General features: G+C 59.0%; 17 protein-coding genes. 8 read left to right on the forward strand and 9 right to left on the reverse strand.

Features of this window, described 5'->3' with window-relative positions:
* Positions 1 to 898 precede the first annotated feature (898 nt).
* From HUU46_22085 to HUU46_22110, 6 genes are all read right to left on the reverse strand, one after another.
* On the reverse strand, positions 899 to 1312 hold the full coding sequence (locus tag HUU46_22085) for a hypothetical protein (GenBank protein NUM56337.1): 414 nt from the start codon (positions 1310 to 1312) through the stop codon (positions 899 to 901).
* A gap of 295 nt (positions 1313 to 1607) precedes the next feature.
* A complete protein-coding gene (locus HUU46_22090; GenBank protein NUM56338.1) occupies positions 1608 to 3356 on the reverse strand; it encodes a DUF4129 domain-containing protein in 1749 nt (582 codons plus the stop codon).
* 142 nt (positions 3357 to 3498) lie between these two features.
* Positions 3499 to 4803, reverse strand: coding sequence for a DUF58 domain-containing protein (locus HUU46_22095; protein ID NUM56339.1), 1305 nt, complete (start codon positions 4801 to 4803; stop codon positions 3499 to 3501).
* Positions 4804 to 4821: 18 nt separating this feature from the next.
* Positions 4822 to 7410 carry a DUF1553 domain-containing protein gene (locus HUU46_22100; GenBank protein NUM56340.1) on the reverse strand — a complete coding sequence of 863 codons (2589 nt, stop codon included), beginning with the start codon at positions 7408 to 7410 and terminating at the stop codon, positions 4822 to 4824.
* A 320-nt stretch (positions 7411 to 7730) separates the two neighbouring features.
* The gene (locus tag HUU46_22105; protein ID NUM56341.1) at positions 7731 to 8684 is read right to left on the reverse strand and encodes a serine/threonine protein kinase; all 954 of its coding nucleotides are present in this window, start codon (positions 8682 to 8684) and stop codon (positions 7731 to 7733) included.
* A 115-nt stretch (positions 8685 to 8799) separates the two neighbouring features.
* Positions 8800 to 9759, reverse strand: coding sequence for a MoxR family ATPase (locus HUU46_22110; GenBank protein ID NUM56342.1), 960 nt, complete (start codon positions 9757 to 9759; stop codon positions 8800 to 8802).
* Between the two features lie 259 nt (positions 9760 to 10018).
* Here HUU46_22110 and HUU46_22115 point away from each other — a divergent pair, with 259 nt between their 5' ends.
* The 5 genes from HUU46_22115 (at position 10019) to HUU46_22135 (ending at position 18190) form a co-directional block, all read left to right on the forward strand.
* On the forward strand, positions 10019 to 11419 hold the full coding sequence (locus tag HUU46_22115; protein ID NUM56343.1) for a VWA domain-containing protein: 1401 nt from the start codon (positions 10019 to 10021) through the stop codon (positions 11417 to 11419).
* On the forward strand, positions 11416 to 13038 hold the full coding sequence (locus tag HUU46_22120; protein NUM56344.1) for a HAMP domain-containing histidine kinase: 1623 nt from the start codon (positions 11416 to 11418) through the stop codon (positions 13036 to 13038). The genes HUU46_22115 and HUU46_22120 overlap by 4 nt, the downstream gene beginning before the upstream one ends.
* Positions 13035 to 13721, forward strand: a complete 687-nt coding sequence (locus HUU46_22125) for a response regulator transcription factor (protein NUM56345.1) — start codon at positions 13035 to 13037, stop codon at positions 13719 to 13721. Before HUU46_22120 ends, HUU46_22125 begins: the two co-directional genes overlap by 4 nt.
* 1799 nt (positions 13722 to 15520) lie before the next feature.
* Positions 15521 to 16900, forward strand: coding sequence for a cytochrome P450 (locus HUU46_22130; GenBank protein ID NUM56346.1), 1380 nt, complete (start codon positions 15521 to 15523; stop codon positions 16898 to 16900).
* A gap of 210 nt (positions 16901 to 17110) precedes the next feature.
* Entirely contained in the window at positions 17111 to 18190 is a 1080-nt protein-coding gene (locus tag HUU46_22135) for a DUF1559 domain-containing protein (GenBank protein NUM56347.1), read from the forward strand.
* 280 nt (positions 18191 to 18470) lie between these two features.
* On the opposite strand, the gene HUU46_22140 is transcribed toward HUU46_22135, so the two are convergent.
* Positions 18471 to 20804, reverse strand: coding sequence for a YfhO family protein (locus HUU46_22140; GenBank protein ID NUM56348.1), 2334 nt, complete (start codon positions 20802 to 20804; stop codon positions 18471 to 18473).
* A gap of 575 nt (positions 20805 to 21379) precedes the next feature.
* On the opposite strand from HUU46_22140, the gene HUU46_22145 reads away from it, so the two are divergent.
* Together HUU46_22145 and HUU46_22150 are read left to right on the forward strand one after the other, a co-directional pair.
* The gene (locus HUU46_22145) at positions 21380 to 21904 is read left to right on the forward strand and encodes a hypothetical protein (protein NUM56349.1); all 525 of its coding nucleotides are present in this window, start codon (positions 21380 to 21382) and stop codon (positions 21902 to 21904) included.
* A gap of 32 nt (positions 21905 to 21936) precedes the next feature.
* Positions 21937 to 23298, forward strand: coding sequence for a hypothetical protein (locus HUU46_22150; GenBank protein ID NUM56350.1), 1362 nt, complete (start codon positions 21937 to 21939; stop codon positions 23296 to 23298).
* A gap of 1364 nt (positions 23299 to 24662) precedes the next feature.
* On the opposite strand, the gene HUU46_22155 is transcribed toward HUU46_22150, so the two are convergent.
* The gene (locus HUU46_22155) at positions 24663 to 25499 is read right to left on the reverse strand and encodes a hypothetical protein (protein NUM56351.1); all 837 of its coding nucleotides are present in this window, start codon (positions 25497 to 25499) and stop codon (positions 24663 to 24665) included.
* Positions 25496 to 26023, reverse strand: a complete 528-nt coding sequence (locus tag HUU46_22160) for a hypothetical protein (GenBank protein ID NUM56352.1) — start codon at positions 26021 to 26023, stop codon at positions 25496 to 25498. Before HUU46_22160 ends, HUU46_22155 begins: the two co-directional genes overlap by 4 nt.
* Before the next feature lie 141 nt (positions 26024 to 26164).
* Here HUU46_22160 and HUU46_22165 point away from each other — a divergent pair, with 141 nt between their 5' ends.
* Entirely contained in the window at positions 26165 to 26515 is a 351-nt protein-coding gene (locus HUU46_22165; GenBank protein NUM56353.1) for a hypothetical protein, read from the forward strand.
* Positions 26516 to 26821 lie beyond the last annotated feature (306 nt).

Consider the following 26821-nt stretch of genomic DNA (forward strand, 5'->3'; position numbering starts at 1 on the left):
TCGCAACGCTCCAAGACGCCTTAACGACATACCTCAAAACCGGTCAGCTGCCGCCGTTACCCCCAAACGTCGCGGCAAACGGCTAAAGTGTTACGAAATTGATTAATGAAACTTCTCACTTGCGGCAGCGTAGTCGCTCTATGTCCTATCGGTCCTATCGGTCCTATCGGTCCTTTCCGTCCTTCTTGTCCTTCCGATACGGTCCCTGCCCTCAAGACGCGAACCGCCGAACGATCTTCTCTTCGCCCTGTGTCTTTTGGGTCGCTTTCATCGATTCCCAGCGAAAACATCCAAAGCGTTTTACACGTTGCGCGTAACCACTTTGACTGTAGTGTGTTCTTCTCTGAGATTCTGAAATCTCAAATTCGAAATTGATTAATGAAACTTCTCACTTGCGGCAGCGTAGTCACTCTATGTCCTTTCGGTCCTTTCGCTCCTTTCCGTCCTTCTTGTCCTTCCGATACGGTCCCTGCCCTCAAGACGCGAACCGCCAAACGATCTTCTCTTCGCCCTGTACTCTTTTTGGTCTTCTTCATCGATCCCGGCGAAAACATCCAAAGCGTTTTACACGTTGCGCGCAAGCGCTGTGGCCTCAGCGCGTTGTTTTCTGAAATTCTGAAATCTCAAATTTGAAATTGATTAATGAAACTTCTCACTTGCGGCTGCGTAGTCGCTCTATGTCGTTTCGGTCCTATCGGTCCTATCGGTCCTATCCGTCCTTTCCGTCCTCTTCGTCCCTTCGGTCCCGTCATTGCCTTCAAGACATGATCCGCCGCGAGGATCGCAACAAAGCCTTGGATTGACTCAACCGAGGCACAAATCGGCCAGGAGCGCGGACGCCCAGCCCGCGCTCCTGCTCCGGCACTTCCACTGCTTTGGCTGTCTCGGCTGCTCGCGGTCACTTCATATGCACGTTGCGCCCATCGCGTTCGTACGTTCCCAAATGGCCCTTGTCGTAGATGACGGGTTGCTGTTGCTCCACCAGTGCACGCGGGGTTTGGATGATGTCCGGCCCACGGTCAAAACTCTCCGGCAGTTGGATATCAACCTTGGTCACGGTTCGCGCGTGGCGTTCGTAGAGTCCAAGGCTGCCGAGGTCGATGAATGACCGCTCGTCCATTCCGAAACTGGCCGCTTGCGCTTCGGCCGGTGTGGCCAGGTGCACCGGTCTATGCTTCATAAATCGGCCGTCCCGGTATGCGACCCAATTCTGATAGTCGCTGTCCGCGTACGCCAGCGGGCCCAAGGCGCCCGCGAACGCCAGCGAAAGCGCCGCCGTCGCGATTGATATCAACCGTTTGCGCAAACGCATGAGACTTACTCCTATTTTTCGCCGCGAATGGAGCGACGCGTGAAAACCGAATATCACACTCTCACGCCATTCCAGCGCCTATCGACGCAACAAGCCCCAAAACACAGCTAATTCCACGATCCTGTTCATCTTTTGACTGAACTGGAAATTCACCGAGCAGTGCTTAGTAAATTCTGCGAAAAGTTCCACTTCTACGCAGGCTGACAGAATGCTGAGTTGAAAGAGATTTACGGAGAGTATCCGCGAGGGAGCAGGAACTGCCCAGGGAGAGGTCCTCCCTGTACGCGCCGCGTATCTAACGAATCACGCGGTTTCGCAATTTGTCGAATGTCATCCAGAACTTTCGCAACCGATCGCGGATGCGATCGTCGATTTGCAGCGTCGAATACGCGCTCACGACGTATAGGTCGGTCAACTCATAGGCCTCTTCGCGAATGGAATTCAGTTCCTTTGGAAAAGTCGCGATGAATTCGTACGGCGTTTGCCCGGGTTGGCGCGGGACCCCATAGTCGTACGCCAGCGCGCAGAGCGCGTCGTAGCACCCTTCAATTGCGCTGCGAGTGCTGCGCGATGTGTCGGCCATCGGATTGGAGACTTTCGCGGATCGTGACACGGCGCGCGATATGCGGCGCCGCCGTTGAATGCGCGGTAGTTGCGGCACGCGGATCACGCGGTCGAGCAGCGTCTCCACCCAGTTGAAAAACCGCACGATGAACTGCGGGAAGTACCGGCGGTTGCGCGCCATATGCGCAGCGACAGTTCCCACGCCGCGCAGTGCGGCGAACGCGATGAAGAGCGCGAGAATAATCAGTACGGCAGTGCCGATGCGTTCCATAAACCGGTTCTGCTCGAGCACGTCAACTGCGGGTGTAACGACGGACTGCAGTTGGAAGGTCGAACCCCGCCGCCACGGATCGAACTCGTGCTCGGCCACGTACGCGATCGGCGGGAGCGATGGCCACGGCAATGCCGTCGCGCCAAATCCCACCATCGCGATCATCACAAACCCCAATCCCACCCAGAAGGGCCCGAGTCCGCCGGGGAGGTGGACTCGGCGCGCTCGAAAGTATTCGCGCAACCCCGCAAGGCTCGAAAGCATCAGCAGCGCCATCGCCGCGACCGTGTAGCAGCCGATGTAAAAGTGCCCGGCGAGCAACATCGAGAGACCGCCGTGTTGAATGACGCGCTGCCCCAGCGCAAATGCGATCATCACCGGCACCGAGAAGTAGAAAATGGAAATGCCGGGGTGCCGCTTGGGCAGGCGCTCCGTCATCGCGTCGAGTTGCAGCTTCGCCTTGCGCTCGGGCTTCCTCCAATCGAGCGGATCGACCGCATCGATCTCCATCAAGCCATCCGGCAGCTTCGATTTCTTCGGCGCGGGAGCGCGATCGGCGCGAATGGCGCGGCGCACCTTCATGGCGGTGCTCGTCAGCATGCCGATGTCGCCCGCCAAAGGATTGTCGTCCACGCAGCATTCGTGCGTCAGCCGGTTTGTGAACCACCAGATGAACATGACCACCGTCGTGTTGAACGCGAGCGCCGTCCAGCCGGTGAACTGAAACCCCTTGGCGACCGCGCCGACATCGTAGGCCTGTGTCGTCAACGTCGTGTAGGCGATAACGACGCCCAGGAGCGCGATAACGTAGAGAATGCTTTCTTCCTTGCCGTCGCGTGCGATTAGCCGGTTCAACGCGACAACGCCAAGCACAAACCAGAACGCGAACCAGCGCAGGTTCCAGTCGTGAAGTTCGGTGTACACGTATCGAACGTCGAGAATGAAAAAAATCGGGGCGGCAACCATGAGGAGGATCATGAACGGCGTCGTGAAGTCGATCAGGAAGTCGGTCCACGTGCGCGCCTGGTAAGGCTTCTGGACCTCGACCACGCTGCGCTTGAGCGACTGAAAGTCCGTCACTTCGGGCGCGCGTTTGCGCTGTTGCTGCGTTACGGCCGGCGCGGACAGCTTCGCGGCCTCAGACTCCAACAGCGAGTAGAAGTCCGTCGGCCCTTCGCTCGGGGAACCGTTGCTAGTGTAGTGAGTCATGATTAATGCCGCTTAAGAAAACCGGAGTCGAGCGAAAAACGGGGACTGACTCGCTTTTCGGCAGTTTGAAAAGCGTGCCTGTCCCCGCTCTTCGCCGCATTTGCCCTCCAAGAATAAAATGCCATCAGCATGATTCTCCACACTAGCGCCCGATTCGTGCGGGGGATATTTCGTGGAGTTGCCGTTCATGTTCGATGTGAATGCAGTTGATCTCGTGCGCGATGAGCATCGCCGCCGCGCGTTCGTACGAAGCCTGGTTCTTGATTAGAAATACCGTCACCGCGAACCCCGACAGCTTCATCTGCGCGAGAATCATCGACAGGTCCTCCGTCACCTGCGGTACCACGGGGATCAGCGCGGCATCGCGCGGGAGCCGCTCGAACTGCGCCATGATCGTCTGGCCGATATCGAGGCCGTCCGTCGGCAGCACGCGCGCGAGGTTCTCGACGATTTGCAGCGCCTGCACCGGGCTGCGCCGCGTCGGGACGGTCAGCGGGCTCAGCCGGTCGGATTCACCCTCGCCGACCACGTTGTACTCCGCTTCCTGCCGCGACAGCGACTGCCGTGATTCGACTTCCCACTTTGCGACTTCCGCGGCGTCGCGCGCATTGGTCATTAACCCGACCTGTTCCCCCGACATTTGCAGCAGGTACGCGACCGACGCAGTCGTCGTAATCGCGAGTTCCATGCGCTCCTCGCCGCCTTCGCCCTGATACAGCGGCGCGAACAAATCGAGAATAAGTGTCGCGCCGAGCACGTTCGAGGGTTCGCTCTGCTTCACGAACAACTCGCCGGTGCGCGCGGACGCCTTCCAGTGGATGCGGTTCATCGGATCGCCCGGCACGTACTCCCGCAGGCTCGCGATACGCGTTGGATCTTCGTATACGCGGTTGCTGATCCGCACCGGTCCCTGCGGGCGGCGCGCGGCAATGTTAAACGTATCGATATACGCAACGGTCGGCAGCACGGAGATGTAGTCCTGCTGGTGGCCGGTGCGGAACCGCTTCTGCAGCCCGAACAAGTCGCCCGACTCCATGAGAAGCGGGCCAACGCGATGATACCCGCGGCGCGGACACGTCAACGTATAGTTGAGCGTGATGGATCGGCCCGGCATCAGGATCGCCAATCGCGCGTTGTCGCCGTCACGCGGGAACCCGGCCGGCGCGAAGTCCTCGACGAATATCCACGGGATAGGCCACCCGCGCCGGTTCGTCAGCGTTACTTCGATACAGGTCTCTTCGCCCTGCGCCATCACGTTTTGACTGATCGTGCGCGTGCAATCGAGCCCCGACAACCACGCAAGTGAAGAGAGGTTCGCAATCGTGACCAAGAGTAGAAACGCGTACACGGCGAACGCGACGTACGGCGCTTTCACGATGAAAGCCGTTGCCAGGGCCGCGGCCGCGATGACGAACCAAAACAGATTGCGGCGAATACGGTCATTCATGACAGCCGTCGCCCTTGGTCAGTTGAGATAGACAAACTCGCTCACGTTCAGCAGCGCCCGGCACAATGCCGTCATGCCGAACGCGTTCACAAGCTCGCGCGATCGCGCGGACTCGTCCTCCGTGGGTTCGCGGCACAGCGCCAACGCGTACGCTCGTGCAATCTGCGCGTCGATGGTCTCGCCCTTGTCCTTCTCGACGCGCTCGGCGAAGGCCTCCGCCTGTTGCGTCATGAACGGGCTGTTCAAAAGACTCAGCGCCTGCAACGGCGACGTCGACGTAATGCGCTTGGGCATCGCCTGTGCCGCGTCTGGACAGTCGAACACGCCAAACGTGTGGTCCTGCTCCATGCGCGGCTTCCATTGATAGATCATGCGCCGATACTCCGCGCGCGTAAAGTGTGTCTTCGGTATATACACGTGGACGTAGTTGTCGTTCGGCTCGAACACGTCAAAGCCCGGACCGCCCATCGCAAGATCGATCTGCCCGCTGACGCACAGAATGCTGTCCCGAATCGGCTCCATGTCCAGGCGCCGCGGTGGGAACCGCCAGAGCAGCCGCGCGTCGGCGTCAACCTCCAGCGCAGCCGCGTTCGGCGCGCTCGACTGCCGGTACGTGTTCGACATCAGAATGATCTTGTGAACCGATTTCAGTTTCCAGCCATTGTCAATCAACGCGTTTGCGAGCCAGTCGAGCAGTTCCGGGTGCGTGGGGCGCACGCCCATCGCGCCGAAGTCGCTAGGCGAATCGACGATTCCCCTGCCGAAATGGTGCTGCCAGATGCGGTTCACGATCACGCGCGCCGTGAGCGGATTGCGTTCGTCGCAAATCCACTGCGCCAGCTTCACGCGGCGTTGCGTCTCAGGTTCGGCCGCGTCCATATCGCACCGTTCGCCCACAAACCGCGGCGTCGCGGGCGCGATAAACTGACGCTCCATCATCGGGTCGCCCCGCGACAGCAGGAACGTGGGGGAGGGCGGCTCGAACTTCACCGCGTACACACGCGGCCCTTTCGCCAGCGACGTGATATCCGTCTTGAGGCGTCCTTCGCTGTTCTGAATGTCTTTCAGCGCGGCCGCATCGTCGGCCGACAACTTCTCGGGCACGAAGAGCGGCGGCAGTTCCGCGTTCGGATTAAACGGCTGCCGGCGCTCGGACGACGAAACGGTCTTCCATGTCGACCCGTCCAGCGAAGTCTCGATCGTGTATTCGGTCACGATGCGATCGCGGAAATTCCCCTCGCGGTCGCGCGCCCACGCGACGAAACCAATCGACGTAGGTTTGGGCAATTCGATCTGCGCCCACTCGTTTTCGCGGCCTGCCGGTATCCAACTGTAGTCATTTCCAAACAGGCCGTCGTTCAGATGCGCAATTCGGTGCTTCGAATTGTCGGCAAACCCGCTCGATGCCGTCGCAATGCCGCCGTTCGCAGCAAGCGCAACGTTGATCGGACTCTCGCCCGGCGTGAACACCTCCAACTCGTCGATGCACGGCTCGATGTCGTGCGTCTTCCGCGCCGTGAACCGAACAAACTTCGCCTCGACCGGCTCGAACCGATCCACATTTTCCATCGTGCTGACACGCCGCAGCAGGCCGTCGGGTTGTTCGTCGCGCGCGAAACAAAGCAACTTGCCGCGCAACGCGGCCAGTTCCTGTTTCAGCGACGCCACCTGCCGCATGCGAATGTCACGTTCCGGGTCGGGCAGTTCGCGCTCGCCATGCGACACACCCGCGAACACGGCCCGCAGCGCGTAATAGTCCCGCTGAGAGATAGGATCGAACTTGTGGTCGTGGCACTTCGCGCATCCAACCGTCAGACCGAGAAACGCGGCGGCAGTTGTCGACACCATGTCGCCAAGTTCCTGGTCGCGCTGCATCTTTGTCAGCACGATGTCGGGACTCTTGACCTCGTCCAGCGGGCCGGCGGAAAGAAAACCCGTCGCGACGATATTTCCTGTCAGGTCCCCGGTAAGTTGCTCGGTGATAAACTCGGTGTACGGTTTGTCCTCGTTGAACGCCTGGATCACGTAGTCGCGATAGTGCCACGCGTTACGCCGCGGCGTGTTCGTCTCGAAACCGTTAGTCTCCGCGAACCGGATCACATCGAGCCAGTGACGCGCCCAGCGTTCGCCGTAGTGCGGCGACGCGAGCACGTGATCGACGATTTTCTCATATGCATTATCCGACGTGTCGTTGATGAATGCGTCGACTTCCTCCGGCGACGGCGGCAGCCCCAGCACGTCGAGATACACCCTGCGAATGAGCGTGCGCTTCGACGCGGCCTCGGAAGGGGAGAGATTGGCCTCGACAAGCCTCGCGAGAACGAACGCGTCAATTGGATTTACCGCCCACCCCTGATCGGTAATCGATGGAGGTTCCGGACGCATCCGCGGCCGGAAAGCCCAATACTTCTCGCTGTCCGGAATCTGCGCCGCCTTGCGCACCGTATAATCTGATGGGTCCGTCTCCGCCTCGATCGCAGCCTTGATGCGCGCAAACGCCTCAGCGTCGCCTTTGATGCCCTCTAACGCGCGAACCAGTTCGGCGGCCGGCGTGTCCGCAAACGCGCACACCGTGCCCCAGATAACGACGGATACCAGAGTACCGATTCGACCGATCATGCGCGGCATTCTACTGTCGTGAGTTTGAAATCCGCACCATTTGTCGTGCTCGTGCTCGTGGTCGTGCTCGTAATCGTAATCGTAATCGAGCATTCGAACTCCTGCACAAGTTCTATGCGCATTCGACTTTTCGAACGAATTTGGGATTCATGACACTAACTAAAAAGGGCTGCTGAACCACCAGCCTGTGGATAACTTTACGGGTAACAACGTGATGCGAGAAACACGATGTCTGCCCCGTTCAACTGCCGTTCTTAGGTTCTATCCAATTCCCGCCCCGTTTTCCGCAATCGCCGGAATGACACCGTCTAGATGCGCGATTCGGACACCCGCGTGAGATCGAGCAGCATCTCCGTCATCGATTGGTAACGCTGTTCCGGACGCCGCCGGATCGACTTCAGCACGATCTTGTCGAGCGCGTGCGGAATCTCGGGGTTATACTTCGACGGCGGCTCGAACTTGTACTTCGAACTGCGAATCTGCCGCATGATCTCCTTCGAGTCGCGGCCATCGCAGGGGTGCCGTCCCGCCAGCAGTTCGTATATCGTGATGCCGAACGAGAATATGTCCGACCGCGCGTCGAGCCCGCGCCCCTTGTTCTCGATTTGCTCGGGCGACATGTACGCGCGCGTGCCGCCACCCTCGCGAATCCACCGCGTGCGCCAACTCGAACTCGATTTCGACAATCCGAAATCGCAAATCTTCACCTGCTTCATGTCCCGCGAAAACAGAAAGTTTCCGGGCTTGATGTCACGGTGAACGATATTGTTCTGGTGTAGGTAATCCAGCCCGCGGCACAAGCGGATGCACACGTCGATCATCTGCGGGACCGTCAGGTCGCGGTCCGCGATGTGCTTGCGCAAATCCGGTCCATCGACCAGTTCCATGAGCAGGCAGCGCCGGATGCGTCCCTGCGAGTCCGCCTGCTCGATGATCTCCTTGTTGTAACGGATGATGCACTCGTGCTTCAGCGAGGCCGCCACCAGAATCTCGCGCCCGAGATAGTCGCGCTTCCGCTTCTTCTTGTCCAGGTCGAACTCCGGCTTGAGCACCTTAATCGCGACCGTCATGTCGCGCCGGCGGTCAATCGCCTTATACACCGTCCCCATACCGCCGCTGCCAATGGGCGCAATAATCTCGTACGGGCCGACCGTGGCCAGTTCCAAACCGCTGGACGCGCCGTCCATGTTGACCTCGGCGCGCTCATCGCCTCCAATCATGTCCTCGCCGCCGGCCACGGACTTTCGCCGAAACAGCCTCATAATCCCCAGCATATCCTGGTTGTACTCCACACCTCGTGGCCCGGCACACCAAGCCCTGTGCCAAACCGAAAGAGTTTCAATCGCTCCAAGTCACCTTCCCAGTTTTACCTGAAATTCACGCAGATTTCCAAGTCATCGTGCCGGCAGGCACAGGCACCTCCACCAAAATGTCCCGAAGTACGCTATTCGTCGTAACACGCCGTAACCTGCTTTCAGGATTAAGGATAAGCCGGTGTTCCAACACCGGATGCGCCAAAGCTTTCACGTCATCAGGAATGACGTAGGTCCGCCCCTGGACGGCGGCAAATGCTTGACAGGCCCGGAACAGCGCCATGGACGCGCGGGGGCTGGCGCCAAGGCTCAAATGGGTCGAATCCCGCGTGCGATGAATCACCCGTAAGATATATTCGCGGACCTTCTCGTGCACGTGGATGTCCCGAATACCGGACTGCATCCGGAGAATCGTCTGCGCATCCGTTACCGGTTTCAGGCTGTCCAGCGGGTGCGCGACCCGCATCCGCTCCAGCATGTCCCCCTCCGCCGTAATGTTTGGGTAACCCACCGTCAGCCGCAGCATGAAGCGATCGAGCTGCGCTTCGGGAAGCGGAAAGGTCCCTTCGTGCTCCACGGGGTTCTGCGTGGCGAACACGCAAAACGGCTGCGCCAGCTTGTACGTCGTGCCGTCCACCGACACTTGGCCTTCCGCCATCGCCTCGAGCAGCGCGGACTGCGTGCGCGGCGTGGCCCGGTTGATTTCGTCCGCCACGATTATCTGCGCGAACACCGGCCCGCGCCGGAACTCGAACTCCTGCGTCTTCTGGTTGTAAATCGAAACGCCCGTGACGTCCGACGGCAACAGGTCCGGCGTGCACTGTATCCGGTTAAATGAGCACCCGCTCGAAACCGCCAGCGACCGCACCAAAACCGTCTTCGCCACGCCCGGCACGTCCTCAAGCAATACATGCCCACCCGCCAAAAACGCCGACAACGCGGTCTTGATCACCTGCGCCTTGTCCAACACCACCAACTCGATGTTCGAGATGATGTCTTTGATCGCCTGACGGAACGCGCTCACGGAATCCTCCCCAGTCCTCGCGCCGCGATGATACCGCCCCACGCCACACCGAGCAAACCGCGCCGCGTTACCGCGGCTCTACGTCGTTTACGCCCTTTTGACCTGCCGCCCGGCCGATTTACAATACTTTTACAAATCAATGACAAGTGCGCGACCAATTCGATTCGTCGTGGCGCTACGTTGGCTTCAGGCGGTTTTGCCGCCGAAACCAACCGCGCCGCGGCGCGACCCACGCGCCGCGGCTCAGAGGAGATTCGGTATGCGTTTCCCAAAGCTGATGTGCGCAATCGTGCTCGCGCTGACCGGCGCAGCGGTCTCGTCCGCGGCCCCACCCCCCGTAAAAATCGAAGCCGCCCTCGGCAATCCCGTCATGCTCTCCGGCGCTGGCGGGACCAATTACCTCCGCGTCGCCGTCACCGGCGACAGAATCAACGACGCGTCCAGGCGCGTCCCCCTCAACGTGGCCATCGTTATCGATCGTTCCGGGTCGATGCAGGGCGAGAAAATCGAGGCCGCCAAGCGAGCCGCAAAGTCCGCCATCGAACGCCTACGACCGAACGACACCGTCTCCGTCATCGCTTACGAGACCTCCGTCACAATCGTGCAACCCGCAATCCGCATCGATGACAACTCCGACAAAGCGGCGACGACGCGCCAGCAAATACTCTCCGCCATCGACACCATCACCGCCGGCGGCAGCACCGCGCTTTTCGCGGGCGTCAGCATGGGCGCTGGCGAGGTGCGCAAGGAAATTCGCTCCGGGCGCATCAACCGCATCGTCCTCCTCTCCGACGGCCTCGCCAACGTCGGCCCAAGCTCCCCCGGTGAACTTGCCGAACTCGGCACTTCGCTCGGCAGAGAAGGAATTTGCGTGACTACACTCGGTCTAGGCCTCGATTACAACGAAGATTTGCTCTCGAGGCTCGCATCCACCAGCGACGGCAACCACATGTTCATTGACAGCGTCGAAGCCCTCGATCGCGCCTACGCTATGGAGTTCGGCGATGCGATGACGGTCGTCGCGCGCGGCCTGAAAGTCCGCGTCGAGTGTGTCAACGGCGTGCGCCCCGTGCGCGTCCTCGGCCGTGACGCAATCATTGACGACAAAACCGTCCTCGTGACGTTGGGCGACGTCAGCAGCGAGCGCACCAAGTACGCGCTGGTTGAACTTGATGTGCCGGCAGGGTTGCCCGACGGGGGCGGCGTGGCGAACGTCAGCGTTTGGTACCCCTTCGACACAGAAAGCAAGGCGAGCGGCTACGTCATGGTCCTTCCAGGCATGAGCCCAACGCCCCTCTGTTCGTACTCGCTCGGCGTCCGAATGTCGCAGTCCAAGGACGAAGTCGATCGCAACACCAACAAGGCGGTCATGGTCGCAGCCGTCCAGCAAATCGCCGCCGAGAAAAACGAACTCGCCATGCGCCTGCGCGACAGCGGCAAAATCGAGGAAGCGCGCCAAACCTTCTTGAGCAATCAGTCCTTCCTCTTCGACAATTCAACCCGATACAATGACGAACAATTGCGCAAAGACGCTGACACAAACGGCTTCGCCGCCGACAATCTCGATCCCGAGAAGTGGAAATACAACCGGAAACTCCAGCAAGAGTATCAGGTCGGCACCAAGAAACAGGGCGTCATTCTGGAAAAATCGGTACGTTGAACCTCCGACTCCTCATACTGCTTACACTCATGGTCGCCGTGCCCCTCGCCGTCCTCGGGTGGTTGGGGGCACGGCTTCAAACTGCTGAACTCGCAGCCACGGACGACTTGATTGACAAACTATTGGGCGAAGAGATCAAGGGCTACTCGCAAACGATCACGGGCGTTATGGAACAGTATCAACGGGATGTCGCTGCCAAGTTGGACACATCGTCGCTGGACCCCGCGCAATTGCGTGAACTACTGCAACATTCACCGCTCGTCACACAATACTTCGTCGTGGATCGACAGGGTGCTCCTCGTTACCCCGTCTATGAAAGCAATGGCAACAGCACCGAACAGGAGTTCTTGGTCCGCACGCGCGAGATTTGGATGAACGGCGAACTGACCACACAGTCCGCACCCGAACAAGCCTCACCGCCTGCGACTCGGAGCGTCGGAAAAGTCGGTGTTCAGAACGTGGCGCCGTCACAGCGCACTTCCGGCTGGTATGTCTGGCACTGGGGTAGCGACATTCATATTCTGCTCTGGACTCGCCGCGATGACGGCGTCGTTGTGGGCGCAGAAATTAGCCGGCCGCGCCTTATCGCCGATGTCATTGCCGCGCTCTCTCAAAGCGTTGCCGCACAAGCCGAATTTCCCACGAAACGTGTCGAACTGCGAAACTCCCGCGGCGATGTCGTTTATTCGAACAGCAACTTCGGCACGGACGATGCCACGCACCTGCGAGTAGCGCTTGCGCTGGAGTATCCGTTGAACACATGGTCGCTCGCATGCTTCGTGAATCAGGACGAACTGGCGCAGGCGTACGATTCCGAGCCCTATTTCTGGTATCGCATCTCCACCCAACTCGGCGCGCTCGCGATCGCGCTCATTGCCCTGGCAATCTACTTGTACCGCGAAAACATGCGCAGCATGCGCGAAGCGGCGCAGCGCGTATCCTTTGTGAACCAGGTATCGCACGAACTCAAAACGCCGCTTACGAACATCCGCATGTACGCCGAAATGCTCGAGGAAAACCTCGATCACGCCGATGATCAATCCAAGCGGCATGTGGGTGTGCTCGTATCCGAAAGCCAGCGCCTCAGCCGCCTCATTGCGAACATCCTCACCTTCAGCCGAAAGGAGCGCCACGCGCTCAAGCTGCGCCCCGCGCCCGGGTCGGTCGATACCTGCGTCCGGTCCGTCCTCGATCACTTCAAGCCCGCACTCGACGCCCATGGAGTCTCCGTAACTGCCAATTTCTGCGCGGAAGCGCCGGCGATAATCGATGCCGACGCCATCGGCCAGATCGTCGGGAACCTCGTCAGCAATGTCGAAAAATATGCCGCCACCGGCAAGGAATTGACCATCACAACTTCGCAGACAGGAGACAGCGTGACCATCACCGTCGCGGACGCGGGCCCCGGTATTCCACCGAAGGAACGCGTGCGCGTCTTCAACGCGTTCTATCGGGTCAGCGATAAATTGACGGACGGCGTCGCCGGCACGGGCATCGGCCTCACGATCGCCCGCGAACTCGCGCGCCTGCACGGCGGCGATCTCACGTTGCAGCCCTCGGAGCGCGGCGCGTGCTTCCAGGTCACGCTCAACTGTCCCCGCGCTGGAGTTTCGCCATGAACGTGCTCATCGCCGAAGACGACGAAAACATTCGCAACGGTCTCGCCGAACTGCTGAACAACGAAGGCTACTCGACCGTTCTCGCGCGCAACGGCGCCGAAGCCTTGGAACTCTTCCGAAAGGCCGCGCCCGACTTCGTGTGTCTCGATATCATGATGCCCGGCGCGAACGGCTACGACGTCTGCCGCGAAATCCGAAAGAAGAACGCCAACGTGCCAGTCATCTTTATTAGCGCCAAGTCCGAAGAGGTCGACAAAGTCCTCGGCCTCGAACTCGGCGCCGACGACTACATTCTCAAGCCCTTCGGCGTGCGCGAAGTGCTCGCGCGCATCCGCGCCGTCACCCGCCGCTGCCTCGCCGCGCGCCAGCCAATCGCCGAAACCCCGTCCTTTGTCATGGACGACCTCGAGATATTCCCGGCGGAGCTCCGTGCCCATCGCGGCGATATCACCATCGACCTCAGCCTCCGTGAGGTTAGAATTCTCCAATTACTCCACGCCCGCAAAGGACAAGTCGTCGACCGCGACACCTTCTTCAACGAATGCTGGGGCCTCGACTACCTGCCCAACAGCCGTACGCTCGACCAACACATCGCCAAACTCCGCAAACGCATCGAACGTGATCCCAAATTACCCCGCCTCATCCACACCGTCCACGGCGTCGGCTACCGCTTCGACGGTTAAGTCGTCCCATCTTTCCGTCCGCGCCCATGCCAAGAATGCGTTCCTAATCTTTAGCCCAGCGTGTTGCACTGCTAGAAGCGAGATAGCGAGGAAGCGAATAGCGAAGTAGTTAAGAAGTTAGGAAGTTAGGAAGAAAGACACTCCTCCGGTTTTTCGGGGGGCCGCGCATTCGTGCTTGTGCCACCATTGAAAAAGTAGATTCCATCCCTCGTCGTTCAGGTCATCTTGATCGATTCCAGTGACGATATCCAAGAATCCTGCACTTATCGCATAAACTCCATTGCTTCAGCGAGTTGCTCTCCGAGATTCTGAAATTTCAAATCTGAAATTGATTGACAAAGCTCTTCCCTTGGCGCCACAAACTGCGCTAGATCCATTCGGTCGTTCAGGTCCTCTTGATCGATTCCAGTGAAGATATCCAAGAATCCTGCACCTCTCGCATAAGCTCCATTGCTTCAGCGAGCTGCTCTCCGAAATTCTGAGATTTAAAATCTGAAATCGATTGGCAAAACTCGTCCCTTAGCGCCACAAGCCGCGCTAGGTCCATTTGCTTGTCTAGTTCCATTTGGTCATTTGGGTCCTTCTGGGTCGTATCGGTCCCATTGGTCGTATCGGTCCCATTGGTCGTTTAGGTCCTTTTGGTCGTTTAGGTCCTTCTGCCCCTTTCGACTTCCTGACTTTTCACTACTCGCTATTTCCCTATTCGCTACCTCGCGTCCCCTCCCAGTGCAACACGCTGGGCTAATGATTAGGACAGGATCGCGTGCGGCCACACTTGCGTCCTGGGCGAATCCTTTAAGGCTAGGACAAGAGTCCGTCCGTGCCGAACTCGCGCGCAACGCCTTGAGGTGCGGCGAGGTATCGCCGCCGTCTTTGGTTTCGGTTCAGGTTTCCGTCTTGGCTCTGAGAACCTCTAACAATAATGACGTCTTTGCGTTTACCCTGAAGGGGTTTCGGCATTAATGTTAGAGGCTCGTAATACTCACGCGATATTCTGCCGCCCCCCGTCGCGTCCAATATCAGGCAGGAGCAGACCAAATGTTCATTACACGCCGATCACGGAAACCGGCTCCCCCGATCTTCCGCTTGCGCCAATTCCGCCCGAGACATTCTGCACTCTGGTTTCCCCCGGGGGGTGTCAACCCTGTGCCGACCACAAAACCAGGACTTACGACGATTTCGGCACCCCGACCCCCTTGAATCGTCAAAAAAAAGCCATACGACACCCCCCTTATTTCGTCAAAGAATACTTCGCCACCCCACCGGAGCACCGTCCGACACCTCCGCCTAGGACCCCCTTGTCTTGTCACGAATCCTCGCCACCGCGCCGAACCGCCACCGGACACCTCCGCTCACGATACCCCTTGTTTCGTCAAAAGAACTCACAACACCCCACCCCGAGACCAGCGCCTCGCTGAACATGAGAAAGAACAACTTGCGCGCAGTCACGTCCCTCTGTCGCCACCCACGGACGCCCCAAGTTGTTGTCTTGCTTCCTAACTTGCTCGTTTCCCAACTTCCTAACTACTTCGCAATTCGCCACTTCGCCTTCCCCCAGTGCAACACGCCGGGCTAATAAGTAGGAACGATTCATGCCCGACCATCGCGCCGGATGCCTCCGGTACAAGTTGACACCAACACGTACCTTCGGCGAGTCTAAGTCGTCGAAGATGAGGGGGCAGCCAATGATGGCTGGCGCGCAACCGGTTCCACACGGTCGCGGCGTGAACGCTTCAGTAGTTGGCCGCGGGGGCCTTCCGCGGAAATCGTGGAAATCCGGGACATGAGGACACGGAACTATGTCTGACAGAACTCGGCCGCCCGGGCCGAAGGGTTCGCCCCTGAGCGGGTGCGCGCGCGAGATCGGCGCCGACCGCGTCGGCTTTATGGTCGAATTGCAGCGCACCTACGGCGACGTCGTCTGTTTCAAGGTCTGGGACAGAACATTGTATCTGGTGTCCGACCCCGACCTGATCAAGGACGTGTTCGTCACGAATCACAAAAACTTCACGAAAAGCCGCGCGCTTCAGCTCGCGAAGTTCATATTCGGCGAAGGACTGCTCACGAACGAGGGTGAATCCCACCGGCGCCAACGCCGCATGATGCAGCCCGCGTTCCATATGCAACGAATCCACGGGTACGGCGAAACAATGATCGAGTACGCGGACCGCCACGCGGGCCGCTGGGACGCGGCGGCGCTCGATGGACAGTCCGTCGACATGGCGCAGGAAATGATGCGCCTGACGATGGCCATCGTCGCGAAGACCTTGTTCGACTTCGACGTCGAGTCCGAAGCGGATGAAATCAGCGAAGCGCTGTCGTCCATTGTCGGGCTGTTCGAGCGAACGGTGCATCCCGCCGCGGTGCTCTTGACAATCTTGCCGACGCTAAAGAACTTCCGATTCATGCGCGCGAAGAAACGCATCGACAGCCTCATCTACCGGATGATCGCCGAGCGCAGGAAATCGGGCGTGGACCACGGCGACCTGTTGTCGATGTTGCTCAACGCGCAGGACGAAGACGACGGTTCCGGAATGAGCGATCAACAGGTCCACGACGAAGCCGTTACCTTGTTCCTCGCGGGACACGAGACGACCGCGAATGCGCTGTCGTGGACGTGGTACGCGCTATCGCAGAATCCGGACGTCGAGGCGAAGTTTCACGCGGAAATCGATGACGTGCTCGGCGGCGAACTGCCAACCCCGCACGACATTCCAAAACTCGAGTACACGCGCCGTGTGTTTGCCGAATCGATGCGCCTCTATCCGCCCGCGTATCTGATCGGCCGCATGGCGATCGACGAATACCAATTGGGCGATTACACGTTGCCGCCGAAAAGCGTAATCCTCATGTGTCCTTACGTGTGTCATCGGAATCCCGCGCAGTTCCCCGATCCGGAACGTTTCGATCCCGATCGTTGGACGCCCGAGCGGCAACGCGAACGCCATAAGTTCTCCTACTTCCCCTTCGGCGGCGGGCCCCGCACCTGCATCGGCGAATCGTTCGCGTGGATGGAAGGCGTTCTGCTACTTGCCGTGTTCGGCCAACGTTGGCGCATGACGCTGCGGCAGGGGCATGCCGTTGGGTACGATCCGCAAATTACCCTTCGTCCGAAAGGCGGCCTGCCAATGACGCTGTCACGCAGGACCACCGCGAGCGCCGCGCGAGCCATCGCCTGACGCCGACCTGCGCGCAACTCCGTGCGGACGCTGCGTTAACCCAAAAGTAGTAATAAAATGGCCTGTTTTCGCGTGTTTCTGTTGACAGAATAACCCAATAGGGGTAAAGTAAAGGTTGGATTAACGACGGCACGCACTCGTGCCGCCCTCCCGGGGAGGGAGAGCGGGATTGGGCACGCCCTCCCCAAGCGAGAAAGGGGGGCCGTCTTCATGAGCCACCAACCTACCCGTACCGGATTCACCCTCATCGAACTGCTCATCGTCGTAACGATCATCAGTATTCTGGCGGCGCTATTCTTGCCCGCCCTGGCGCGCGCCCGCGAAATGGCGCGCCGGACCAGTTGCCTCAACAACCTCAAGCAGATGGGCCTCATCTTCATGATGTTCGCCAACGAACATCAGGACCAGTTGCCGCCGGGCGCGAAAAACCAGTTGTGGGGTGACGACGAGGTCTTTCTCTACGACTACGATCGCCTGGTGCGGAACAACTTGGCGGTTGACGCCAGCGCGATTTGGCCGGATTACCTCGACGAAATGAAAGTCCTGGTGTGTCCGTCCGGACTTATCGGTCACGATGCAAAGATCGACCGCTGGTATATGGACGAGACGTTCGCACCGGAAAACATCACCGACCGGTTCTTCGCGGACATCCCAATTACGGACAATCTGGATGACAACGCCGAATTCTGGAGGCGCATCCGCATGCTGGGCGTGTACCCGGATTGGGAGTGCATGACCAATCAAATGTACACGTACCTCCCGTATTCGGTGATGACCGAGGAGCAAGGGATTTTCCTGCTGGACGAAATCAGCCGCCTCATGTACCTCGGGTATACCGACTTCCTGGATGAGGACATCGTCGTGCCCGGCGGCCATGCGCCCGGTGGCGGTGACGTCTTTCACCGCACGCGCATAGCGTTTGGCAAGATGTTCATCACCGACATCAATGACCCCGGAAGGTCGTCCGCGTCCGATTCACGCATTCCCGTGCTGTTCGACTCGACCTCGACGCTCGGCAGGAACCTGCTGGCTCACGAGCAGCGCGGCGGAAACGTCTTGTACCTCGACGGCCATTGCGAGTTCGAACGCTACCCCGATCCATATGATCTGCTCCCGTACACACCGCTGTTTGTCGAGTTCATGCGCGCGAACGTGTACGACAACACGTGGCTGATGCACATCCCGCCGTGGTGCGGCAACCGAATCCAAGGCACCGTATTCGAGCCGCGGTTCTGGTATTACCCGAACGACCCGCTCTACGAAGGGTTGGACATCGTGCCGCGCCCGTAAGCGCACGGCGGTGTGAAAGCGATCCATCTGCGCGGGGACCGGCAAGAAAGGCCCCGCGCAGATGGGCTTCGCAGCCCGCGCCGTCGGAATTTCCGAAGTTGCCTGTGTGTTGACGATGCACTGGCCCAAAAGTGAGGTGTAGTTTAGTGAAGCATATTCAACAGATATCTCAGACCAAGCACCCGATAGTTGCCGCGCCGGCGCCGGTAAAGATGAAGCCCGCGAAACCGGTCAAAGCAAAATAAGCGCATCCCAGAAATATAGACGCTGCGCTTTGTGCTCAGGGATGGTGGTCGGCCTTTTCTGACGCACGTCTCCGTGTCGCCGTGCCCCGCAACAGCCGGATCGAAACCGTGCTGAACGCGAGGAACGTCGCCGCTGAAACCCAGAACCCGATTCGAAAGCTCAACGGATCGTAATAAAACGTGACCTTGTGTATCCCCGCGCTGACACGTACTCCGCGAAACAACGAATAGACCGGAAACACGTCAACGTCGTTGCCGTCGACGATCGCTTTCCACCCGGGATAGTACTGATCGGTAAGCACCAGTATTGCGGACGACTTCGCGTCAACTTCCGCCGTAACCGTATTCGGCGTGCGGCTGACCAGCCTCGCCTCGCCGGGATCGCCCTCGGATTGCGAATCAATTGGATGCGGCAACGGCGATTCCAATAGAGCGAGCCGCGACGGATCGAATCCTTCCTCGTTCATGACGGTGAACATGGAATCAAGGTCATCCATGACGCGCGCTTCCCCAACCAGCTTCACTCGAGGCCACGCGGAGGGCGGCATCACCACACGGCAGCCGTCGATCTCAACGCCGCCGCCGAACCGATCCTGACCGCGTTGCGGCGGGACCGACGCCCCGTCAGGACTAATAACGCAGCGAATGGAAAACGCATCGAACATGTTTCCAAGCAAGTTGCACGACGCGTAGAAACGGTTCAATCGTATGGGATACAGACCCTCGTGACCCAACAGGTCTTCCACGCCGTAGGTCTGCAGCAATCCCCGCGGCAAGAAAGGACGCAGTGCATGCGTGTCGTCGTCAAGCGTCAGCACGCGCCCCTCGAGATTCTTCTCCCGCAGTTGCGCGATCAGGTCCGGCACAAACTCGACCTTGTCGCGCGGGCACGTGGGGTGAATTCCGCTGCCGATGCGGAGCAGGTCTACAGTGCAAAGGATCAAGACCGTCAAGAATGCGGCCACGCGCGCGCGAGCGAAGCACGACGCCACGAGCGCCGCAATCGCACCCAACGACGTCAGACACAAGTACACGATCTGGTCGTCGAGGTGCGCTGCCGTTTCCGGCAGCGCACCCTGGCGAATATCGAGCGTCGCAACGATTGCCACAATGACAATGGCTATTTGGCACGCAATGGGCAAAGCCAGTTCGCGAAACCGGTGTGTCGTCGCGAACCACGTCTGGATGGACCCGCAAGCGATCCAAATCATTCCGAATAGCGCGAACGGGAAGTACCACGCATGCAGCACAAGATGCGTCAGCGGCAAGCGGCCGAGGAATGCGAATGACTGTGGGCGAAACGCCAAGATTAGCATCACGGCGGAAACGGCGGCCAGGCCCACCAATCGGGCGCTCAGGTACGCGCCGCGCCGGCGCCCGAATACGCTCGATGCGCAAATCGAAAACCCGAGCCACACAATCCAGCCGGGATAGTACATGGCCGTCCAATTTGAATTGTCGAAGGCCCTGGCCGCGCCGGCGGCGCCGTCCGATATTCCGTAGAACTCCGGGACCCACATGCACACGAGTGCTCCCGCGTTCGACAGCATCGGTGCGTCATGCGTTGCGCGCTCGGCCAACGTCGAACTGTTCGCCAGATACTCCACAAGCGGCAGCAACTGAACGCTCGCCGCCAGGAGCGCCGCAATCCATGCCGATAAGGCAAGGACCGCCAGTTTGAGCGCGGCGACGGGCGCCGTCCCATAGCGATAAATGACACGAACCAGAAAGTACAATCCGGTCCCCAATCCCATCGTGAAAGCCGTCTCCGGATGTCCCGCAAGCAACATGAGCGCGCCGGACAATGCGATCAACGAAAAACCGCGTTTGCGATGTCCCGCGATCAGCAACTCGGCGCCGCAGTACTGGAGCGGTAACCAGATCAGGGTGTCGGCCGGCGACCAAAAAAGCCAAAGCATTCGCATGGGCGCCAGCATCCAGCAGATCGAAAGCAGGAGTGACCCGCCCACGCGCAGCCCCAACGCGCGACCGCAGTAATACGCCGTCAACGCGGCCAGCCACACCTTGAGGATGATGTTGATGGTTCCCGCGACGTGAACGTTCAGAAATGCAAAGAGCATTCGGGGTGGATAGAAAAACGCGCTCTGTCCGTTGCCGAGAAGCGGGACGCCGGTCAATTGGTAGGGATTCCACAGCGGCCATTCGCCATGAGACCAGGCCTCCTGCGCGATGCTGTACCACGGAACCCAGGTCAGCATGTATTCGAAGGACGGATAGTACTTTGCGTGCGGAAACGCGTCCGGACCGCCATAGTGATTCCACGGCGCGTACTCGTACAGCTTGTAACCGGGCGCAATAACATGGCCGTACGCGAAGACGTATGGAAATAGAATTGGCAGTACGAGCAAACACACGAACGTCGGAAGCAATAGCTCCCGAAATCGGAAAGGCCGGCCGGCCGTTCCAGGCGTTTTATCCACGCTTCTTGCGGATTCCACCCATGCCTCGGCTCGCACGATTCGTCATTCCCGGCTGTACCCACGACAGTACCCAACGCGGCAATGACCCGCAAGCCGGCGCACGGCCTCCGCGCCCGCCACTGGCAATTCGTGCGGCGATGGCCGGCATGTCTCCGACGATGGCATGCATGAGCGCCGCAGTGCTGTCGCCGCCTCGGACCGCGGCGCGAAGGGCTGAACAATGGTCTGCGATTGGCGCCTGCGCCCCGAGCAAAACGCGTCAGCTTGCGCCGCGCGCCGGTTCGGTGCACGATGATCGTCTCTGCTGCGAGGATCGGCTGGGTGGGCAGCGGTACGACATTGGACGGTAGTTTCTGGGAGCGTCCCGCGGCGCGTGATCGCGCCCGTGGCGACCCGAGTCTTCATAAGAGATGATTTCCCGCAGCGTGACAACATCCTGGAGGGGCCACAATTCAACACATGCATATCTCGTGTCGCAGACTACCCTACGTTGAAGTGATGCAATGAGCAGGACCATCACGGTCAACCGCGCGCCCGTTCTCACGCTCTGGGCCGCAGTCGTCGCCGAGCGCATAGGTTACGAGTGGGACGAAGCGCTCTCACTCGGGAAAGCGGTTGCTGGGCTCACGGCGCAGAGCAAGGGGCAGCATCTTGGTATCTACGCCAAGTCGGACGACGCAGAGAAAGCCGCCAAGAAGAAACGTCTGGGCGAGCACCAATTCGTCGAGCTATGCGGTCGCAACGTACCCGCACGCCGCACGAAGGACGGAATGCGCGCGATGAGCGGAGCCGACGAAGTTGACTCCGAAAGCGTACAGCGGTACGTCATCAAATCGTTCGGTGACAATCTCGAGGCCGTCGTTGCCGCTATGCGCAAACTTGCGAGCGCGCACACGAAAGACGATCTGCAGCAAAAGGCGTTCGGACTCTACGAGCAGTTCAGGCCCGCGGTAGATTACGGTGTGCGGGGCTGGGGTCAAAAAGGCAAGCTAGACATAGACAAGATTGCGCGGTTGCGCCCGGGTTAAGACGCCCACGCCTCCAAGAAAGGGTTCCCATTATGCCGCGATTGAGGATTGCGCTTACGATGGTTGTCATTGCCGCGGTGTCAGCATTCGGCCAAGAGGAGCAAAGCCGCCCCACGACTCATCTCGTCAGCGCCATCGATGTGCAGAATTTCGGCGCAGAGACGGTCCGAATCGGTGACCTGAATTGCGATGGCGCTCCGGATTTGCTGTTCGTGCAAAACGCCTACGGTCCCCGAACCGTCACGTGCCTGACGGCGACGACCGTTATGGGCGAGGTTTTGTGGCAGACAGGAGATCCATCCGCCGAAAACGGAACTGCCTACTGCGACTTGCCCGTCCAAATCTACGACTGGGATTACGACGGAAGAAACGAAGTCTTGTACGTGCGCCAAGCCGTGTACGCGGAACCACCCTACGATGGCAAGAGCGTGCGCGAACGCGCTTCCCGGTACGAAGGCAACGCAACGCTCGTTATCCTCGAAGGGCAGACGGGAAAAGAGAAGGGCACGCTCCCGCTACCCGCGCCCGCCGACGACACCATCCTCTTCGCTGACCTGACGGGGCGCGGTCGGCGCGAGGACCTCGTGGTCAAAGATCGCTACTGGAACATGTGGGGCGTCGCGCATGACGGAAAAGTTCTCTGGCATTGGGAGGGGTCTACCGGGCACTTTCCGGCCATTGCGGACGTAGATGACGATGGGAAAGACGAAGTGTTCGCCGGATTCGCGCTCATTGACCACGACGGCAAAGTGCTGTTCACGAAAGACCCCAAGGGCGCCCATCAGGACGCCGCATGGATCGAACGCGCGCCCGATGGCAAGTGGCGGCTCCTCTTCGGGAATGGCGGCATCCATTGCCTGGCCGTGGACGGCACGGAGGTTTGGAGTCACCCGATCGGCGAGGGGCAGCACGTCATCGCGGGCAAATTCCGCAAAGAATCTCCACTCGATATCGTCGTGGTGGATAGAACGCCACTGCCCACCCATCAACGCGACGAGCACGCTTTTGCGATCCTCTACCTCTACGACCTCGACGGCAATGAAGTGTGGAAGCGCCAACAGCCCTCCGGCGCATGGGCCATCGCAACGGTCCCCGTCAATTGGTTCGGCCCGGGCGCGCCCATCGGATTCATGGTCTATGGGCACGGACCGGGCCGGCCCGCCGTCGTCTGTGACGGCAAAGGGGAGGTCGTCGACACCCTGCCGATGGTCTGCACGCCGAATCGGACGGATGAAGATCGTAAGAGCAACTTTTACGGATTCGCCGCCGACGTCTGGGGCGACGCCCGCGACGAGGTCATCCTCTTCGGTGCGAAAGGCGCCTGCATCTACGCCAACGCACGCCCCGTCGAGATCCCTAGCTTGTACAACGAAACGCTCTATCCCGGCATGTAGCGGTGCGGTCAACCCGCCGTCCGAACGCGGCACCCATTAAATAGGGACAGCCATCTGTTATAGTCCCTATCTATCATTTAGACATGGAGAAAGGCCGAAGGTCTACGTTCGTAGCTTATGTGCGAGAATGCATGACGCGAGTCTTGCCCGGCACGGAAACCGGGCGCTACGGGACTATTCGCCACGGCCCGGAAGACAACGTTTCAGCATGCAGGTGCTGTAATGTTGCGGAACTCGCAAAACGGAACGGACGTGCGCGCTGCGGTCTGGTACACTGTCGCACACAAAAAAAGGAGACTCTCCGAATGAAGCACGCCAAAGGCATCACAAAATCCAAACCCGCGCCCGCATTCACACCCGTACCGCCGAAGACACTTATACCGAAGAAGCTTCGCCCGCAGTAGGATCGTTTGCGATTAATTTAATAGGCGACTGTCCCCATTTAGATAAAGGAGAAATGGTATGTGCGACCGAATCAATAACTTCGGAATGTTTCTCGACGATCTGGGTGTGTTCAATATCCCGGTGGTCGGATTCATCGTCGAGCAAATCCTCGATCTTTTCTGGGCCATCTTTGGCTGCGGATGACGCTGTTTTCGTCCGTAAACAACATGAACTGTGGAAAGGCTGGCGGCCGTAGAGCCATTCACTCCCGCTGTTTATACCCGAATCCTGTTGTTGAGCGCGTGACGTAGTCAACTCAACGGTAGGGCAGCGCGCACGTCAGAATCGGCTTACAGGAATTGGGTGCACACGCTGACATTCAATCGCCCGCGTGGGCTGTAGCATGTCTGTCGTAGTCTGCACGCCGATCGTATCAAGGCCTGGAGCGGGCGTTGTTTTTTGCGATTGGCGTGCGGTTCCATTTCACGCCAGGAAGTATGATGGTGGGCCCGGTAGGACTCGAACCTGCTGCCACGAGATCATGAGTCACTCGCCATCGTGTCAGAACGACTTGGGGACAATACCTTAGAGAATCCTGATTCCGGGCGTTGCAGTAACGGTTGCAGTGACACCCCAGATTCGTCACAGCAAGCGGACCTCGACGCACTCGATACGGCACTGCGGAACCTGAACGAAGGCGAACGGGCGGCGTTGGTGCGGTTGCTGACTGACGGCGACGATGTGACGACATGAACCCGCCAACGGATAAGCTTGAAATGCCTTCTGTTGCCGCGTGCCCACATCTTAGTCGCGTCTCCGCACTTCTACCAGAGAGTTTGGCGCACCAGTTCGGGGAGAGGGGGGGGAAATGCGTTCTGAGAGCGTCCATACCCCACCCCTCACAAAATGCGGTGCTCTGGAAGAAGTGCATTCTGTACTATATATATAATATTATTGCTTGCAGCACTACGTGAATTAGGCTACGCCTTCTCCTTCCTGCGCAATGCCATGCTAGCTCCAACAGTCAGAACGAGAAGTCCGCACGCCTGCAATCCGACGTAGGGCCAAAGGATGGTCTTTGCTGGATACTTCCAAAACAGTGCAGGGGACGTTTCCATCTCGGCTGGCTCAGGGGACCGCGCAAGCGGTAGTTGATCTGCCGCGACCTGCGCTTCACTCAGTTTGCTCTCGATTTCTGTCAATCGCTTGTCTGCGTATTCCTGTGGCACAAGCGGCCCGAAGAATTCAACGAACCCTTTCTCCTGCGCCTCCAGTTCCTCCACACTTGATGCCTCGTCCCAAAAAGGAAAGTCGGACAGAACGCCATCTCTTAGACCTGATGGTAGTAGTCGTGCATAACTGGAGAGCCACGATTCCGCTTTGGTCCCCCTGCGCCGGTCACCGGGTACTTCATCACGCCGCCCCAGTATCGAAGTAACGACCTCTTGAGTTATCTCACCAGTCTTCGGTAGCGGCTTCCGAACTTGAGCGGTTCTCATAGGTAGTATTGCTGGAGGTGCTGAATTGGTACTTATCGAAGCGTCGTCTTCCGGACGGATACTTTCGATTAGCGCACTATCTGCACTGGCAAGCGCGTCCGCTAACCTCGTTCCTGCTTTCAGTTCATTGGACAACTTCGACACACGAGTCTTGCGGAATTGAAGCACCGCAATCTCGTTCGTCAGACTCGTATATTCGGCGTGTGCAACCGCCCATTTCGTGTGCGCAGGACTTTCATGCGTTGACCACGGCAGGAACAGGGTTAGGGAGACGAGCGCGGAGCCGCAAACTACTGCCACTCTTTGCGCCAGATTCACGCGGGGACTTCCTCCGATTTCAACGCGGCCTGCATTCCACATGCCCCGGAGGTCTCGGAGTCCACGACTTGCAGGAAAGGCAAGATATTGGGGTTGCTGTTCGTATTCATCTCGGCGGCAAGGCGGCGGATGTGTTCTATGTTCGAGTGCGGCGCATCGACGGCGATTTGTTTTGTGACCGGATACCCGAAACGGCTCAAGACCGATTCGGCGGCGCGGAATTGCATCTGCGCGGCCATTGACCCGCCTAGCTGTCCGTCCAGCACTTGCCCGACAACTTCGACGGCTCGCGGTAGCAAATCGGCAAGTTGCGCACCGATGTTACGTGCGGTCGCGTCGCGGCTGTCCATCAATTCTTGAAGATACGCGCGTCCCAAGGGCGAGTTACGGATGCTCGATGCGTGGCGCGTTGTGATTCCCAATTCGCGGGCTGCGTCGCACTGGCGCGCGCCTAGGGCAATTTTGCGAAGCAATTCCTTGTGCTTTTCGGTCAGCGCGGCGGGCGCGTACTGTTGGGTCCGCATTTTCGCTTCCTTTCTCCCCCAATCAGGGCCGTTTCATGGTATCATAGGTCAGTCATTCCCGGCTACGCCGACCGGCCGAAAACCGCAACTGTGGCGGCTGCCGGGCTTCCTCTCACACGGGCATCCTACGGAGGTGCATCAATGCCTACTAGTCCGTTCGATACTCCTATTACCTATGAAGCGTTGCTCGACGTATTGAGACATGAATCGCCGTTCAGCAGCAGACCTAACCCTCTGACGCCAGAAATGTACATGGCACCGTTAATCAACGGACGGGATATTCCGAAGTATATGCCCATCGAGCAAATCTATGCTGAGGCAAAGATTAGCGACCGCAAGAGACGCAAGGCGTTCAAGTCGGCACTCCAACGCCGAAAGATCGCAACGAAGATTGATTTTCGCGTTGACCGAACGACCCCGACAAAGCCACGCACGCTTTACGCGCGTGAATCCGCTCTTCAACTAGCTGGCCGATACTCGGACAAACTGTGAATCGTATCTTGCCCGTTTCCCGAAATGAACAAGCACACAGGTCAATTCCATTCAGTGCCTTACGCAAGTAGGCGCAACGAAGTAGTTTGCGTCACGTCCCTTCCGGTCATCTGTAGCCCGCCGGGGTAAATCTGGGATACGCAGGTAACATTCCAACTGCCTCGCTCTAATGCGCGGTAGAAAGGATGGCGAAAATGTGTGATCCGTTCCCTGAACCGGCTCTCATCAACGTCAAGACATTGGCGCATCTACTCGGGGTTTCCGTAAGACATTGTTGGAGGATGAACGACAGAAATGCGTTACCTA

Source organism: Candidatus Hydrogenedentota bacterium, from assembly GCA_013359265.1.
Taxonomy (GTDB): Bacteria; Hydrogenedentota; Hydrogenedentia; order Hydrogenedentales; family SLHB01; genus JABWCD01.